We start from the raw sequence: 14,055 nt of genomic DNA on the forward strand, positions 1-14,055 counted from the left end.
GGAGCACCCTGGCCTCGCACCACGCACGCCCGTCGGCCCTGAGCCCGAACGGGTTCTACGGCTGGCACATGGTCGTCTACGCCTCGATCGCCCTCGCGGCGACCGGGCCGGGACAGACCGTCGGCATCTCGTTGTTCATCGACCCGCTCATCGCCGACCTGGGCATGTCCCGGTCGACGGTCTCGACCGCGTACCTGGTCGGCACGCTCGCCGGGGCGGTCGTGCTGCCCTGGATCGGCCGGGGGCTGGACCGTCACGGCGTGCGACGGACCCTGACCGTGATCGGCGTCGCGTTCGGCGCCATGCTTGTCGGCCTGTCGTTCGTCAGCTCGATCGCCGGGCTGACGGCCGGCTTCGTCGGGGTGCGCATGGCCGGGCAGGGCGCACTGGGACTGACCGCGACGACCGCCGTCGCCCTGTGGTTCGACCGGCGCCGCGGCCTGGCCACCGGCATCGTCTCCGCCGTGGGTGCCGTCGGCATCTCCGCAACCCCGCTGCTGCTCGAGGGCCTGATCGCCCAGCACGGCTGGCGCACCGCCTGGCTCGTCGAAGGACTGGCGGTCTGGGCCGTCGTGCTGCCCCTGGCGCTGTTCGCCATGCGGGACCGTCCCGACGTTCTCGGCCAACGCCCCGACGGGGCCGTGCCCCCCTCGGACGGCGCCGACCTGGCGCGGCGCAGCGGGCTGACCCGAGCCGAGACGGTGCGTCACCCGTACTTCTGGCTGGTCGCCAGCGCCGTCGCGGTCTCCGGCATGCTGACCACCGCCGTCTCCTTCCACCAGATCAGCCTGCTGACCTCGCGCGGCCTGTCGCCCACCCAGGCGGCGGCCAACTTCATCCCGCAGACCGTCGCCGGGCTCCTCGCGACCCTCGCCACCGGCTACCTCATCGACCGGTTCGCGCCCCGCTGGATGACCGTGGGATCCATGGTGTCCCTCGCCCTGGCCCTGTGGTGGGGCACGCACGTCAGCCCTGGCTGGTCCGCCGTGCTCTTCGGCGCCCTGCTGGGCATCGCCGGCAACATGATCCGCGCCGTCGAGGCCGCCACCTTGCCCCGCTACTTCGGCACCCGGCACATCGGAGCGATCCGCGGCCTGGTGGCCTCCATCAGTGTCGGCGGCACGGCCTGCGGCCCGCTGCTGTTCGCCGCCGTCTTCGACCACCTCGACAGCTACACCCCCGCCCTGCTCGTCACCGCGGCGATCCCTATCGCCATCGCGATCTGGGCCCTAGTTGCGCCCGAACCCGACCCGCGTCGGTGGCCCAGGCGCCGGTGGCGTCCGTCACGTCCAGCCACTGAGAAGGCCCCCGAGCCAAACCTGCCCTCACGTTAGGGTAGAGTTATCGGCGGCTCGGTCCTTCCCTTCTTCCCGCTTTCGGGAGGGCCGAAGCCATCCACTCTTCCCCGTGCGCAGCGTCGCGTGCCCTTGTCCTGTCCATCCCCGGACCCGGTCACGTGATCTGGTCCTCGGGGCGTGCGCGCCCCTGACCTCGAAGGAACGCTGCGTGTCGAACGACGTCCGCGCCACCCTGCCCGATCCCGCCCCCACGCCTCAGCCCGTCACCGGTGCGCCCGAGGCGGACGAGTCCTACTCCGTGCTCGCTGCCCTGAAGTCCCCGCGCCGCCTGAAGACCGAGGTGCTCGCCGGGCTCGTCGTCGCTCTCGCGCTCATCCCCGAGGCGATCGCGTTCTCGATCATCGCCGGCGTCGACCCCCGGATCGGCCTGTTCGCCTCCTTCACGATGGCGGTCTCGATCGCCTTCCTCGGCGGGCGTCCCGCGATGATCTCCGCCGCGACCGGAGCGATCGCGCTCGTCATCGCGCCCGTCGCGCGCGAGCACGGCGTCGACTACTTCATCGCCACCGTGATCCTCGCGGGCGTCATCCAGGTCGCCCTCGGTCTGCTCGGTGTCGCGAAGATCATGCGGTTCATCCCGCGCTCGGTCATGGTCGGGTTCGTCAACGCTCTGGCGATTCTCATCTTCCTCTCGCAGGTCCCGCACCTGCAGGACGTGCCGTGGATGGTCTACCCGCTGGTCGCCGTCGGCATCGCGATCATGGTCCTCATGCCTCGCTGGACGAAGGTCGTCCCGGCTCCGCTCGTCGCGATCGTGCTGCTGACCGCCGCGACGGTGACGGCGGCCATCAACGTCCCGACGGTGGGCGACGAGGGCGAGCTGCCCGACTCGCTGCCCTCGCTGTTCTTCCCGAACGTGCCGCTGACCCTCGAGACGCTGCAGATCATCGCGCCGTTCGCGCTCGCCATGGCGCTGGTCGGGATCCTCGAGTCGCTGCTCACGGCCAAGCTCGTCGACGACGTGACCGACACGCACTCGAACAAGACGCGCGAGGCCTGGGGGCAGGGCGCCGCGAACGTCATCACCGGGTTCTTCGGCGGCATGGGCGGCTGCGCCATGATCGGCCAGACCATGATCAACGTGAAGGCCTCCGGTGCGCGCACGCGCATCTCGACGTTCCTCGCCGGGGTGTTCCTGCTGATCCTCGTCGTCGGGCTCGGCGACGTCGTCGCGATCATCCCCATGGCCGCGCTGGTGGCCGTGATGATCATGGTCGCGATCGGCACCTTCGACTGGCACTCCGTGCAGTTCGGCACTCTCAAGCGGATGCCGAAGTCCGAGACCGCCGTCATGCTCGCCACCGTCATCGTGACGGTGTGGACGCACAACCTGGCGTACGGCGTGATCGTCGGCGTCCTGGTCGCGATGGTCCTCTTCGCCCGCCGCGTCGCGCACTTCACGACCGTCACCCGCCTGGACGCATCCGACGCGGACAACCAGCGCGTCTACGCGGTCGAGGGCGAGCTGTTCTTCGCCTCCTCCAACGACCTCGTCTACCAGTTCGACTACGCCGGCGACCCGAAGCAGATCGTGATCGACATGACCAAGGCCCACGTCTGGGACGCCTCCACCGTCGCGACCCTCGACGCGATCCGCACGAAGTACGCGGCCAAGGGCAAGACCGTCACCATCGTCGGCGCCAACCCCGACACCACCGAACGCCTCGACCGGCTCGCCGGCAAGCTCGGCGCCGGACACTGAGACGTTCTCGAACTCCCTGTGGAGGACTGACATGCACTGCTACGACTGCACCCAGATGAGCCTGGACACCCCCGCCGTCGCAACCTGCTCCAGCTGCGGCGCCGCAACGTGCGGCCCCCATACGCTGGAGTCCGCAACTACGCAGACCGTCACTACGATGGGAAACCCCACGGCGCGTACCGTCAGGACGTTGACCTGCACGAGCTGCGCGCCGCGCGAGGCCACCTCGACCATCCACCGCGCCAGCGGGCGCGCGCACGCCGGACTCCACGAGCACGTCACCGTCGCTCGCACACACTGACCCACCAGTGGCCCGGGAGAATGCGTGCCGGGCCGCGGGTCAGCCGACGATCCCCGGTTCGTCGTGGTGACGTCCCGCGCCACGACGAACCGGCCCACACCACCTGAGCGGGGAACACCATGCACACCGCACCACGAGACCTGAAGCAACCAGCCGCCCCCGCGCCCGCAGCCCTGCGCATCACACCGCTGGGTGGCGTGGGGGAGATCGGCCGGAACATGACGGTCTTCGAGCTCGACGGGCGCCTGCTCGTCATCGACTGCGGCGTGCTGTTCCCCGAGGAGCACCAGCCCGGCATCGACGTCATCCTCCCCGACTTCGCGAGCCTGGAGAACCGGCTCGACGACATCGAGGCCATCGTGCTCACCCACGGGCACGAGGACCACATCGGCGGGGTGCCCTACCTCCTGCGCCAGCGCCCGGACATCCCCGTCATCGGGTCCGAGCTGACGCTCGCCTTCGTCGCGGCCAAGCTGACCGAGCACCGCATCGACCCCGTGCTCACCCGCGTCGAGGCGGGCGACCGGCACACCGCCGGCCCCTTCGCCCTCGAGTTCATCGCGGTCAACCACTCGATCCCCGACGGGCTCGCCGTCGCGATCCGCACACCCGCCGGGCTCGTGCTCCACACCGGCGACTTCCGCATGGACCAGTTCCCGCTCGACGGGCGCCTGACCGACCTGCGCGCGTTCGGCCGGCTCGGCGACGAAGGCGTGGACCTGCTGCTCGTGGACTCCACCAACGCCGAGGTCCCCGGCTTCACGATCTCCGAGGCCGAGCTCACGCCGGCGATCGACCAGGTCTTCACCACCACGCCCGGGCGCGTCATCGTGTCCAGCTTCGCCAGCCACGTCCACCGCATCCAGCAGGTCCTGAACGCCTCGCACGCCCACGGACGCAAGGTCGCGTTCGTCGGCCGGTCCATGGTGCGCAACATGCGCATCGCGCGCGAGCTCGGCTACCTCGACGTCCCGCGCGGGCTCGTCGTCGACTACACCAAGACCCGCGGCATGGCACCGGAGAAGGTCACGCTCGTGTGCACCGGGTCTCAGGGCGAACCCCTGGCCGCGCTGGCCCGCATGGCGAACGAGTCCCACGAGGTCCGCGTCAGCGAGGGCGACACCGTCCTGCTCGCCAGCTCCCTCATCCCCGGCAACGAGAACGCCATCTACGGCATCATCAACAAGCTCACCGACCTCGGCGCCAACGTCGTCCACAAGGGCAACGCCCGCGTGCACGTCTCCGGCCACGCCAGCGCCGGCGAGCTCGTCTACTGCTACAACATCCTGCGCCCCCGCAACGTCATGCCCGTGCACGGCGAACCCAAGCACCTGCGCGCCAACGGCGCCCTCGCCGAACGCACCGGCGTCGACCCCGACCACGTCCTGATCACCCGCGACGGCGTCGCCGTCGACCTCCTCGACGGCGTCGCCCGCATCGCCGGGCAGGTCCAGGCCGACCTCGTCTACGTCGACGGGCAGACCATCGGCCATGCCACCGAGGACACCCTGGCGGAGCGCCGCCAGCTCGCGGCAGCGGGCGTCGTCACCGTCCTCGCGCTCCTGCAGCCCGGCACGACCGAGCTCGCCGAACCGCTCGAGTACCTGCACCGCGGCTCGGTGCACAGCCAGGACAGCCTCGACAAGGCCACCCGCGCCGTGCGCAAGGCACTCTCCGACGCCGCACACCGTAACCAGACCTCCGGCGAAGAGCTCGAAGAGCTCATCGCCACCACGGTCGCACGCTCCCTCGGCCGCGACGCCCGACGCGACCCCGTCGTCATCGCCTACGCCCTCGACGCCTAGACGCAGACCCCCGCGACGAGCCGAGCGAACTCCCGACGGACCCTGCGCAGCTCGAGTTACAACCTCTCAGCCACCGGTGGTCTCCGTGAGCGAGGTTGCCAGCTGGCTGAGCGCGCCGGGGACCAGGGAGTAGTAGGCCCATCGGCCGCGTTGCTCGCGGTGGAGCAGGCCGGCGTCGACGAGGATCTTCAGGTGGTGGCTGACGGTCGGCTGGGCGAGGCCGATCGGCTCGGTGAGGTCGCACACGCACGCCTCGCCGCCGTCGTGCGCGGCGACGATCGACAGCAGCTGCACGCGCGTCGGGTCGCCGAGCGCCTTGAAGATGCGGGCGAGGTCGCGCGCGGTCTCGGGGTCCGCGGCGTCGCGCACGAGCGGCGCGCAGCATCCGCCTGCCGCGGGAGCGTCCGGTGCCTCGAGGGTGAGCGCGGTGGTGGTCATGCCCTCATCTTGCCATGTATCGAAGTTTGTAGATACGTTGGCGTCCTATTTGTTGATCGAAGTTCGTCGATGCGAGGAGAGTGCGATGAGCGTTGAGCGTGCGGACCTGCCGGTCGTGGTGATCGGTGCGGGCCCGGTGGGGCTGGCCGCGGCGGCGCACCTGCTGGAGCGCGGTCTGGAGCCGCTGGTCCTCGAGGCGGGTGACGGCCCGGGTGCGGCGATCGCGTCGTGGGGTCATGTGCGGTTGTTCTCCCCGTGGCGGTACGACGTCGACGCCGCAGCCCGGCGCCTGCTGGACCCGACGGGGTGGGTCGAGCCGGACCCCGACACCCTGCCGACCGGTGGGGAGCTCGTCGGGCGCTACCTGGTCCCGCTCGCCGCGACGCCGCAGATCTCCGCGCGCCTGCGCACCGGGACGCGGGTCCTGGCGGTCGCGCGCGACGGCGCGGACAAGACGCGTTCCCTCGGGCGCGAGCGGCAGGGCTACCGGGTCCGCACCGTCGGCCCGGACGGGCAGGTTCAGGACGTGCTGGCGCGCGCGGTGATCGACGCGTCAGGCACGTTCTCGACGTCGAACCCGCTGGGTGTCTCCGGTCTCCCGGCGGCGGGCGAGACGGGGGCCGCAGGGTATGTCACCGGACCGCTTCCGGACGTCCTCGGGTCGCAGCGCGACCGGTTCGCCGGCCGGGACACGCTCGTCGTCGGGATGGGGCACTCCGCGGCGAACACGCTGCTGGCCCTCGTCGAGCTCTCCGAGGCCGAGCCGGGCACCACGATCACCTGGGCGATCCGCGGCGGGTCCGCGCGGCGCCTGTTCGGCGGCGGCTCCGACGACGAGCTTCCCGCCCGCGGGCTGCTCGGCACGCGCCTGCGGGCCGCCGTGGAGGCTGGGCGCCTGACCCTGCTCACCCGGGTCTCGATCGAGCGCCTCGTCCCGGGCGGGGACACCGTGCAGGTGCTGGGGACCGCCCGTGACGGGGCGCTGAACCTCGACGTCCACCAGATCGTCAACGCGACCGGGTTCCGCCCGGACCTCGACATGCTGCGCGAGGTGCGCCTGGACCTGGACCCGGTCGTGGAGGCGCCCACGGCGCTGGCCCCGCTCATCGACCCGAACCAGCACTCGTGCGGCACGGTGCCCCCGCACGGGGAGCAGGTGCTGTCCCACCCGGACGACGGGTTCTACCTCGCGGGCATGAAGTCCTACGGCCGCGCGCCGACGTTCCTGCTCGCCACGGGGTATGAGCAGGTGCGCTCGATCGCCGCAGCGCTGGCCGGGGACCGGACCGCGGCCGACGCGGTCGAGCTGAACCTGCCCGCGACCGGCGTCTGCTCGACCGATCTGGCCCTGGAGGCCGACGGCGCGAGCGCGGGCGGGTCGTGCTGCGGAACCGCGCCGGCCGAGCCGCAGCTGGTCACCCTCGGTGTCGGGGCGCCGGCCGGTGTCGGGTTCGCGACCGGCGTCGTGCACGGCCGGTCGGGCGACGGCCAGGACGCGTGAGTCTGACCCTGCGGATCGCGACCCCCGCCGACATGGCGGGGGTCGCGCGCATCTACGACCACTACGTGACGACGTCGACCGCGACGTTCGAGCTCACCCCACCGGGCGAGACCGTGTGGGCGGACAAGCTCGTGGCCCTGCAGGGTGCGGGCTGGCCGTTCCTGGTCGCCGACCTCGACGGCGCCGTGTCCGGGTTCGCCTACGTGGGCCCGTGGCGCCCGCGCCCGGCCTACGCCCACACGGTCGAGGACACGATCTACCTCGACCTCGCAGCGACCGGGCGCGGGATCGGGACCCGGCTGCTCGACCAGGTGCTCACCGACGCCGCAGCGGCCGGCGCACGAGAGGTGATCGCGGTCATCGCCGACGGCGACACCGCCGCATCACTCGCCCTGCACCGTCGCGCCGGGTTCACCGACGCCGGGCGCCTGGAACGCGTGGGCCGCAAGTTCGACCGGTGGCTGGGCACGACCCTGCTGCAGAAGTCCCTGCCCCTCCCGTAACCGCCCTGCGGGCACGGCAAACATAGATCGTGCTCTATCTGTCATCCGGGCTTCCGACCTCGTTCACCACACGTTCACATAGACCGCGTTCTATCGATCGTGTTGGTGGATGCGGGCGGGCGAAGGTCCCGCCCCGACGAGACGGGATGACTTACGTGTTCAGACTTCCGCAGCGCACCGCTGTCGTGATCGGCGCGACGGGGCTGGTGCTCACGCTCGCCGCGTGTGGTGGCCAGAGCCAGGGAGCGACCGGCGATGGCGAGACATCGGGTGGCGGGCTCAGCGGGGAGGTCGTCATCGACGGCTCCTCGACGGTCGAGCCGCTGAGCTCGGCGGCGGCCACGTTGTTCCGCGACGAGGAGCCGGGTATCAACGTCACGGTCGCCACGTCGGGCACCGGTGGCGGGTTCGAGCGGTTCTGCGCCGGGGAGACCGACATCTCCGACGCCTCGCGTCCGATCAAGGACGAGGAGATCGCGGCGTGCGAGGACAACGGTGTGGAATTCACCGAGATCGTCATCGCCAACGACGGCCTGTCGGTGGTGGTGAACCCGGAGAACGACTGGCTGGAGTGCATCACGACCGAGCAGCTCGCGACCATCTGGGGCCCAGACTCCGAGGGCACGGTGACCTCCTGGAGCCAGGTCGACCCGGAGTTCCCGGACGAGGCGCTCGCGCTGTACGGGGCGGGCACGGACTCGGGCACGTTCGACTACTTCACCGAGGCGATCAACGGCGAGGAGGGCGCGATCCGCACGGACTACACCCCGTCGGAGGACGACAACCTCACGGTGCAGGGCGTCTCTGGCGCGGTCGGCGCGATGGGGTTCTTCGGCCTGAGCTACGCCGAGGAGAACGCCGACTCGATCAAGCTCCTCGCCGTGGACAACGGTGACGGGTGCGTCGTCCCGTCCAAGGAGACGGTGCAGGACGGCACGTACTCGCCGCTGGGCCGCCCGCTGTTCATCTACGTCAACAACGCGAAGTACGCCGAGAACGAGGCGCTGCGTTCGTTCGTCGACTTCTACCTCGCCAACGAGGAGGAGATCGCCGCGGACGCGCTGTTCATCGACCTGACGGACGAGCAGCAGCAGACCGCGGCGGACGAGCTCGCGAGCCTGGTCGGCTGACCGGCGCCTCGATGAGCACCCCTCGTTCCACGGTGGCCGGTCCGGTGCGTGCGCCGGGCCGGCCACCGGCCCTGACCGAGCACGGCCCGGCCATCACCCGCCGGCGCGCGCGCCGCGGTGAGGCGCTGGTGCGCCTCCTGCTGCGCCTGGCGGCCTGGTTGTCGATCCTGATCACGGTCGGCATCGTGATCTCGCTGCTGACACCCGCACTGCAGTTCTTCGCCGAGGTCTCCGTCGTGGAGTTCCTCACCGGGACTCGCTGGGCGCCGCAGTTCGCCGACCCGACCTTCGGGGTCCTGCCCCTGGTCACGGCCACGGCCTGGACGACGCTGATCGCGCTGGCGGTGGCGGTCCCGTTCGGGCTGGGCGCGGCGATCTACCTTGCCGAGTACGCGCGCCCCCGCGCCCGCAAGATCCTCAAGCCGATCCTCGAGCTGCTGGCCGGCGTGCCGACCGTGGTGTTCGGCTTCTTCGCCCTGTCGTTCGTCGCCCCGACGGTGCTGCGGGACTGGCTGAGCATCGAGGTCGGCACGTTCTCGATCCTGGCCGCCGGGCTGGTCATGGGCGTGATGATCATCCCGACCGTCGCCTCCCTGTCCGAGGACGCCATGTCCGCGGTGCCCGCCGCACTGCGCCAGGGCTCGGCCGCGCTGGGCGCCAACCGGATGCAGACCTCGCTGCGCGTGGTCTTCCCCGCGGCGCTGTCCGGGATCGTCGCCGCGGTGGTGCTCGGCATCTCCCGTGCGATCGGGGAGACGATGATTGTCGCGATCGCTGCCGGCGCCCGGCCTCAGATGGTCACCGACCCGACCATGGAGGGCGCCACCATGACCGGGTTCATCGCCCGCATGGCCCTGGGCGACGCCCGGGTCGGGTCGCTGGAGTACAACACCCTCTTCGCCGTGGGCCTGCTGCTGTTCGCCCTGACCCTCGTGGTCAACGCGATCAGCATCCAGCTCGTGCGCCGCTTCCGCCAGGAGTACTGATGGCCCTGCACACCCCCGCCGTGGCGACCCAGCAAGCTCGCCTGGCCACCGGTAACCGGTACAAGGAACGCACCCCGACCTCGGTGCTCTTCCTGGCCCTGCTGTGGATCTCGCTGTTCGTCGCGTTCGCCACCCTCGTCGCGCTGATCGTCACGACGATCGCCCAGGGCGCCGACCGGCTCGACTCGCGCCTGTTCACCGAGTACCCGTCCTCGCGGCCCGAGGAGGCCGGGGCGCGCCCCGCGATCCTGGGGTCGCTGTGGGTGATCGGCACCACCGCCGCCCTCGCGATCCCGCTCGGGGTCGCCGCGGCCGTGCACCTGGAGGAGTTCGCCGACCGGCGCCACTGGTTCAACCGGTTCATCGAGCTCAACATCCAGAACCTGTCGGCCATCCCGTCGATCATCTACGGCATGCTCGCGATCGGGACCCTGGCCTTGATCGGCGTCGGGAACAAGAACATCGTGATCGGCGGCGCGCTCGCCCTGGCGCTGCTCATCCTGCCCGTCATCATCATCGCCACCCGTGAGGCGTTGCGCGCCGTCCCGCGCGAGCTGCGCCACGGGTCGCTCGCTCTAGGCGCGACCGAGCTGCAGACCACCTGGCGCATCACGTTGCCCGCCGCGGTCCCGGGCATCGCCACCGGCACGATCCTGGCCCTGTCCCGCGCGCTCGGCGAGGCCGCGCCGCTGCTGCTGCTGGGTGCCCTGGTGTTCATCTCCTTCGACCCCAACGGGCTGCTCTCGGGCTTCACCACCATGCCGATCCAGATCTATGGCTGGACCAACGCACCCCAGGCCGGGTTCCACGAGCTCGCGGCCGCGACCTCGATCCTGCTCGTGGGGATCCTGCTGGCCATGAACGCGCTGGCCATCATCATCCGCAACCGCTACCAGCGCCGCTGGTGAGACCACCCGAGGACCACCCCACCATGACCACCACCGGCACCTCCGCGAAGGCCACCATGTCCTCCAGCACCCAGATCTCCACTCGCCCCGCCCACAGCGAGCACCGCGAGATCCCTGCCGAGCCCAACCCGGTCCTGCAGTGCGAGGACGTCGACGTCTACTACGGCTCCTTCCGCGCCGTGCGCGACGTGTCCCTGGCGTTCGGGCACAACGAGATCACGGCCCTCATCGGCCCGTCCGGGTGCGGGAAGTCCACCATCCTGCGCTCCTTGAACCGGATGAACGACCTGGTCGAAGGCGCGCGCGTGACCGGGTCCGTACGGTACTGGGGCCAGGACATGTATGGCGCCGGCGTGGACCCGATCGAGGTGCGCCGCCGCATCGGGATGGTCTTTCAAAAGCCCAACCCGTTCCCGAAGTCGATCTACGACAACATCGCCTACGGCCCGAGAGTCACGGGGATGAAGGTCGCGTCGATGGACGACCACGTCGAGCAGGCACTGACCCGCGCCGCCCTGTGGGACGAGGTCAAGGACAAGCTCAAGCAGTCCGCCTACGGCCTGTCCGGTGGGCAGCAGCAGCGCCTGTGCATCGCCCGCACGATCGCCGTCGAGCCCGACGTGATCCTCATGGACGAGCCGTGCGCGTCGCTCGACCCCATCGCGACCATGCGCATCGAGACCCTCATGACCGAGCTGCGCGACCTGTACACGATCGTCATCGTCACCCACAACATGCAGCAGGCGGCCCGCGTCGCCGACCGCACCGCGTTCTTCACCGCCGCCGTCGACGAGACCACCGGTGACCGCACGGGCGAGCTCGTCGAGTTCGACCACACCGCGAAGATCTTCGAGAACCCGGCCGACCAGCGCACCGAGGACTACATCACCGGACGCTTCGGCTGACCACCCACCAGGAGCCGACGATGACCGTCACCCTTCCCCCGCGCGGTCCCAGCACCCAGCGCGAGGCCACCGCGCTCGGGCCCCAGACCGTGCGCGCCGTCCTCGTCGACCCCACGTTCGACCCTCGCGAAGGGCTCGTGACCGCGATGCGCGAGCAAGGCATCACGCTCGAGCCCGTGAGCGACCCGCTGCGCGGCCTCGCCCGCGCCTCGCTCGCACACACCCGCGCCGTCGTGGTCAGCGCAGCGGTGGCCGACCCGATGCTCAGCGCCTTCGTCGCCGTGGTGCGCGACGAGCTCGACCTGCCCGTCCTGCTCGCCCACCGGGCCGGCGACGCCGACCGGCTCGGCGGCGCGGTGCTCGCCGGGGCCCGGCCCGTCGTCGACCAGCCCTACCAGCCCGCGCGCATGGCCGCGACCCTGCTCGGCCTCGCCGGGAACCAGGAACCAGGGATCGTGCGCGTCGGATCGCTCGAGCTCGACCCGGACGCCTACGACGCACGCCTGCACGGACGCGGCATCGACCTGAGCACGCTGGAGTTCGAGGTCCTGCACGAGCTGGCGACCCACCCCGACCACGTGATCCCGCGCGAGCGGTTCACCCACCGCTACTGGCCGCGTTCACCCGACCCGGACGGAACCCTGGCCGCGGTCATCTCCCGCCTGCGCCGCAAGCTCGACGCCCATCACCTCGCCGGCGCCATCCACACCGTGCGCGGGATCGGCTTTCGCCTGGAGAGCGCCGTCCTCGCCGCATACTCACACCCAAACCCATAGACGTCGATCTATCATGATGGGGTGGCGAGCCGACTCCTCGACCGGGACGTGAGCGCGACCGTCGCCGTCGCGGCGTCGGCCGAGCAGACGTGGCGTGCGCTCCTGGTCGTCCTGGGGATCGACGCCGAGGTACCGGGTGTGCCGGCGGCCTACGGGGCCATGGCCGGGCGTGTGCGCGACGCTGTGCCGGGGGACGGCTTGGTGGTGCGTGGCCGTCTGGGCGCGCGCACGTACGAGTTCTCCGCCCATCTCGTCGCCCGCGGTGTGTGGTGCGACCTGACGGTGGACGCAGCCCCGGACGACCTTGTCGGGGCAGTAGAGGGCGGGCGCTGGCGGCACCACCTGGCCCGGCGTCGGGTCCGGCAGCTCGTGCGAGATCTGGTGACCGATGTCGCGCGCACGGCGGGTAGCGGCGCCGGTCCGGTCTCGCGCTGAGAGGCTGCCCGGCTTCAGGGGGTGATCTCGCGTACGAGGTCGTGCACGCGCGCGGTGATGTCGTCGACGATGCGCACGACGTCCTGAAGTGGGCGACCGGAAGGGTCCTCGACGGTCCAGTCGACGTAGCGCCGGCCAGGGAAGACCGGGCAGGCGTCGCCGCAGCCCATGGTGACCACGACGCCTGAGGCGCGCACGACCTCGTCGGTGAGGGGGCGGGGAAACTCGGTCAGCGCGTCGAGGCCGCGTCGCGCGAGCTCGGTGCGCACGACGGGGTCGATCGAGGCGGCGGGCACCGACCCGGCAGTGCGCACGCGCACCTGGTCGCCGGCGATCGAGCGCAGCACCGCGGCGGCGATCTGGGACCTGCCGGCGTTGCGCACGCACACGAACAGCACGTCCTGGCGCGGCGCGAGGCCGTGCCGGTCGAGGGTGAGGGCGGCGAGCCGGTCGGCGGCGAAGCGCGCGGTGAGCGCGGGCAGGTGGCGGCGCACGGTGGCGCGGGCGGCGAGCAGGTCGTAGCTGTCGGTGACGAACCGGGCGACGGTCTCGGGCGCGAGGACGTCGGTGTAGGTGGCGCTCAGGTCGGCGGTGATCCGTCGCAGGAGGCGGTCGTGGTCCCCGGGTGGGACGTGCGCGGCGCCGGACCGGTCCGGCGCGCCGATCGCGGCGCCGCCGAATCGGGCCAGGGCGTCCGGGGTCGGGCGGTATCGCGCGTCGGGGCCGTGTCCGACGCGGACCAGGACACCGACGTCGCTCATGGCCTGCAGGTGCGCGCCGACGGCGTCGAGGGCGCCACCGGGTCCGGCCAGGTCTCGGGCGCGGGGCTGTCCACTCGGGTCGGTGATGATCAGGGCCAGGAGCCGCAACCTGTCGGGATCGGCCATCGTGGCGGCCTGGGCGGCGCGCAGGTCGTCCGGGCTCATCGGGGCACGCCCCGCCCGGTCAGCGCAGCAGGTCCGCGATCGCGTGCAGACGGACGGGGACGATGGAGTACCAGACCTCGCGTCCCACGGGGTCGCGGGTGACGATGCCCGCCTCGGTCATCACCTTCAGGTGGTGGGACACGGTGGGCTGGCGCAGGCCGAGCGCGCGGGTCAGGTCCGCGACGCGGGCACGGGCATCGGCGCTGTGGTGGATCAGGCTCAGCAGCTGTAGGCGGGTGGGGTCGGAGACGACCCGCAGCAGCGTGGCGGTGTCCTCGGCCTGCTCGCGGCTCAGCGTCGTGCGCAGGGCGGGCCCCGGCGCGCGTTCGGCCCGCCCCTGCAGGGGCGGGGACGACTCGCTTGCCGGGGCGCTCACCCATC

Annotated in this window: 15 protein-coding genes; 12 read left to right on the forward strand and 3 right to left on the reverse strand. The window is 71.4% G+C overall.

Going from position 1 to position 14,055, the window contains the following annotated elements:
- Window positions 1–68: 68 nt before the first annotated feature.
- The 4 genes from ACI769_RS17280 (at window position 69) to ACI769_RS17295 (ending at window position 5,166) form a co-directional block, all read left to right on the forward strand.
- Window positions 69–1,334, forward strand: coding sequence for an MFS transporter (locus ACI769_RS17280; protein WP_211934267.1), 1,266 nt, complete (start codon window positions 69–71; stop codon window positions 1,332–1,334).
- A gap of 172 nt (window positions 1,335–1,506) precedes the next feature.
- On the forward strand, window positions 1,507–3,060 hold the full coding sequence (locus ACI769_RS17285; RefSeq protein ID WP_211934268.1) for a SulP family inorganic anion transporter: 1,554 nt from the start codon (window positions 1,507–1,509) through the stop codon (window positions 3,058–3,060).
- A 31-nt stretch (window positions 3,061–3,091) separates the two neighbouring features.
- Window positions 3,092–3,361 (forward strand): DUF2180 family protein, encoded by a 270-nt coding sequence (locus ACI769_RS17290; protein ID WP_211934269.1) that lies wholly within the window; start codon window positions 3,092–3,094, stop codon window positions 3,359–3,361.
- Between the two features lie 119 nt (window positions 3,362–3,480).
- Window positions 3,481–5,166 (forward strand): ribonuclease J, encoded by a 1,686-nt coding sequence (locus ACI769_RS17295; protein WP_211934270.1) that lies wholly within the window; start codon window positions 3,481–3,483, stop codon window positions 5,164–5,166.
- Between the two features lie 66 nt (window positions 5,167–5,232).
- Here the strand turns inward: ACI769_RS17295 and ACI769_RS17300 are convergent, their stop codons facing one another.
- A complete protein-coding gene (locus tag ACI769_RS17300) occupies window positions 5,233–5,604 on the reverse strand; it encodes a metalloregulator ArsR/SmtB family transcription factor (protein ID WP_211934271.1) in 372 nt (123 codons plus the stop codon).
- Window positions 5,605–5,689: 85 nt separating this feature from the next.
- On the opposite strand from ACI769_RS17300, the gene ACI769_RS17305 reads away from it, so the two are divergent.
- The 8 genes from ACI769_RS17305 to ACI769_RS17340 all read left to right on the forward strand — a co-directional run bounded on the left by ACI769_RS17305 (window position 5,690) and on the right by ACI769_RS17340 (window position 12,748).
- Complete coding sequence (locus ACI769_RS17305; protein ID WP_211934272.1) at window positions 5,690–7,105, forward strand: FAD-dependent oxidoreductase; 1,416 nt, start codon at window positions 5,690–5,692, stop codon at window positions 7,103–7,105.
- On the forward strand, window positions 7,102–7,608 hold the full coding sequence (locus ACI769_RS17310; protein ID WP_211934273.1) for a GNAT family N-acetyltransferase: 507 nt from the start codon (window positions 7,102–7,104) through the stop codon (window positions 7,606–7,608). The genes ACI769_RS17305 and ACI769_RS17310 overlap by 4 nt, the downstream gene beginning before the upstream one ends.
- Window positions 7,609–7,754: 146 nt before the next feature.
- Window positions 7,755–8,738: a PstS family phosphate ABC transporter substrate-binding protein gene (locus tag ACI769_RS17315; protein WP_211934274.1), complete on the forward strand. Its 984-nt coding sequence runs from the start codon at window positions 7,755–7,757 to the stop codon at window positions 8,736–8,738.
- Between the two features lie 11 nt (window positions 8,739–8,749).
- Window positions 8,750–9,724: a phosphate ABC transporter permease subunit PstC gene (gene pstC / locus ACI769_RS17320; protein ID WP_211934275.1), complete on the forward strand. Its 975-nt coding sequence runs from the start codon at window positions 8,750–8,752 to the stop codon at window positions 9,722–9,724.
- Window positions 9,724–10,632, forward strand: coding sequence for a phosphate ABC transporter permease PstA (pstA, locus tag ACI769_RS17325; RefSeq protein WP_409142029.1), 909 nt, complete (start codon window positions 9,724–9,726; stop codon window positions 10,630–10,632). The genes pstC and pstA overlap by 1 nt, the downstream gene beginning before the upstream one ends.
- 23 nt (window positions 10,633–10,655) lie before the next feature.
- Window positions 10,656–11,537: a phosphate ABC transporter ATP-binding protein PstB gene (gene pstB / locus ACI769_RS17330; RefSeq protein ID WP_409142030.1), complete on the forward strand. Its 882-nt coding sequence runs from the start codon at window positions 10,656–10,658 to the stop codon at window positions 11,535–11,537.
- A 20-nt stretch (window positions 11,538–11,557) separates the two neighbouring features.
- Window positions 11,558–12,313 (forward strand): winged helix family transcriptional regulator, encoded by a 756-nt coding sequence (locus tag ACI769_RS17335; RefSeq protein WP_211934277.1) that lies wholly within the window; start codon window positions 11,558–11,560, stop codon window positions 12,311–12,313.
- 48 nt (window positions 12,314–12,361) lie between these two features.
- Entirely contained in the window at window positions 12,362–12,748 is a 387-nt protein-coding gene (locus tag ACI769_RS17340) for a hypothetical protein (protein ID WP_409142031.1), read from the forward strand.
- A gap of 14 nt (window positions 12,749–12,762) precedes the next feature.
- Here the strand turns inward: ACI769_RS17340 and ACI769_RS17345 are convergent, their stop codons facing one another.
- Window positions 12,763–13,674, reverse strand: a complete 912-nt coding sequence (locus ACI769_RS17345; RefSeq protein WP_211934279.1) for a low molecular weight phosphatase family protein — start codon at window positions 13,672–13,674, stop codon at window positions 12,763–12,765.
- Window positions 13,675–13,693: 19 nt separating this feature from the next.
- Window positions 13,694–14,050: a helix-turn-helix transcriptional regulator gene (locus tag ACI769_RS17350; RefSeq protein WP_211934280.1), complete on the reverse strand. Its 357-nt coding sequence runs from the start codon at window positions 14,048–14,050 to the stop codon at window positions 13,694–13,696.
- Between the last annotated feature and the right edge of the window lie 5 nt (window positions 14,051–14,055).

This window comes from Cellulosimicrobium sp. RS (assembly GCF_046159675.1).
Taxonomy (GTDB): domain Bacteria; phylum Actinomycetota; class Actinomycetes; order Actinomycetales; family Cellulomonadaceae; genus Cellulosimicrobium; species Cellulosimicrobium funkei.

Excerpts from the sequence above, each read along its gene's own strand:
- ACI769_RS17280 (WP_211934267.1), top strand. The coding sequence starts at position 69 with ATGGTCGTCTACGCCTCGATCGCCCTCGCGGCGACCGGGCCGGGACAG.
- ACI769_RS17290 (WP_211934269.1), top strand. The coding sequence starts at position 3,092 with ATGCACTGCTACGACTGCACCCAGATGAGCCTGGACACCCCCGCCGTC.
- ACI769_RS17295 (WP_211934270.1), top strand. The coding sequence starts at position 3,481 with ATGCACACCGCACCACGAGACCTGAAGCAACCAGCCGCCCCCGCGCCC.
- ACI769_RS17300 (WP_211934271.1), bottom strand. The coding sequence starts at position 5,604 with ATGACCACCACCGCGCTCACCCTCGAGGCACCGGACGCTCCCGCGGCA.
- ACI769_RS17305 (WP_211934272.1), top strand. The coding sequence starts at position 5,690 with ATGAGCGTTGAGCGTGCGGACCTGCCGGTCGTGGTGATCGGTGCGGGC.
- ACI769_RS17315 (WP_211934274.1), top strand. The coding sequence starts at position 7,755 with ATGACTTACGTGTTCAGACTTCCGCAGCGCACCGCTGTCGTGATCGGC.
- pstC (WP_211934275.1), top strand. The coding sequence starts at position 8,750 with ATGAGCACCCCTCGTTCCACGGTGGCCGGTCCGGTGCGTGCGCCGGGC.
- pstA (WP_409142029.1), top strand. The coding sequence starts at position 9,724 with ATGGCCCTGCACACCCCCGCCGTGGCGACCCAGCAAGCTCGCCTGGCC.
- pstB (WP_409142030.1), top strand. The coding sequence starts at position 10,656 with ATGACCACCACCGGCACCTCCGCGAAGGCCACCATGTCCTCCAGCACC.
- ACI769_RS17335 (WP_211934277.1), top strand. The coding sequence starts at position 11,558 with ATGACCGTCACCCTTCCCCCGCGCGGTCCCAGCACCCAGCGCGAGGCC.
- ACI769_RS17345 (WP_211934279.1), bottom strand. The coding sequence starts at position 13,674 with ATGAGCCCGGACGACCTGCGCGCCGCCCAGGCCGCCACGATGGCCGAT.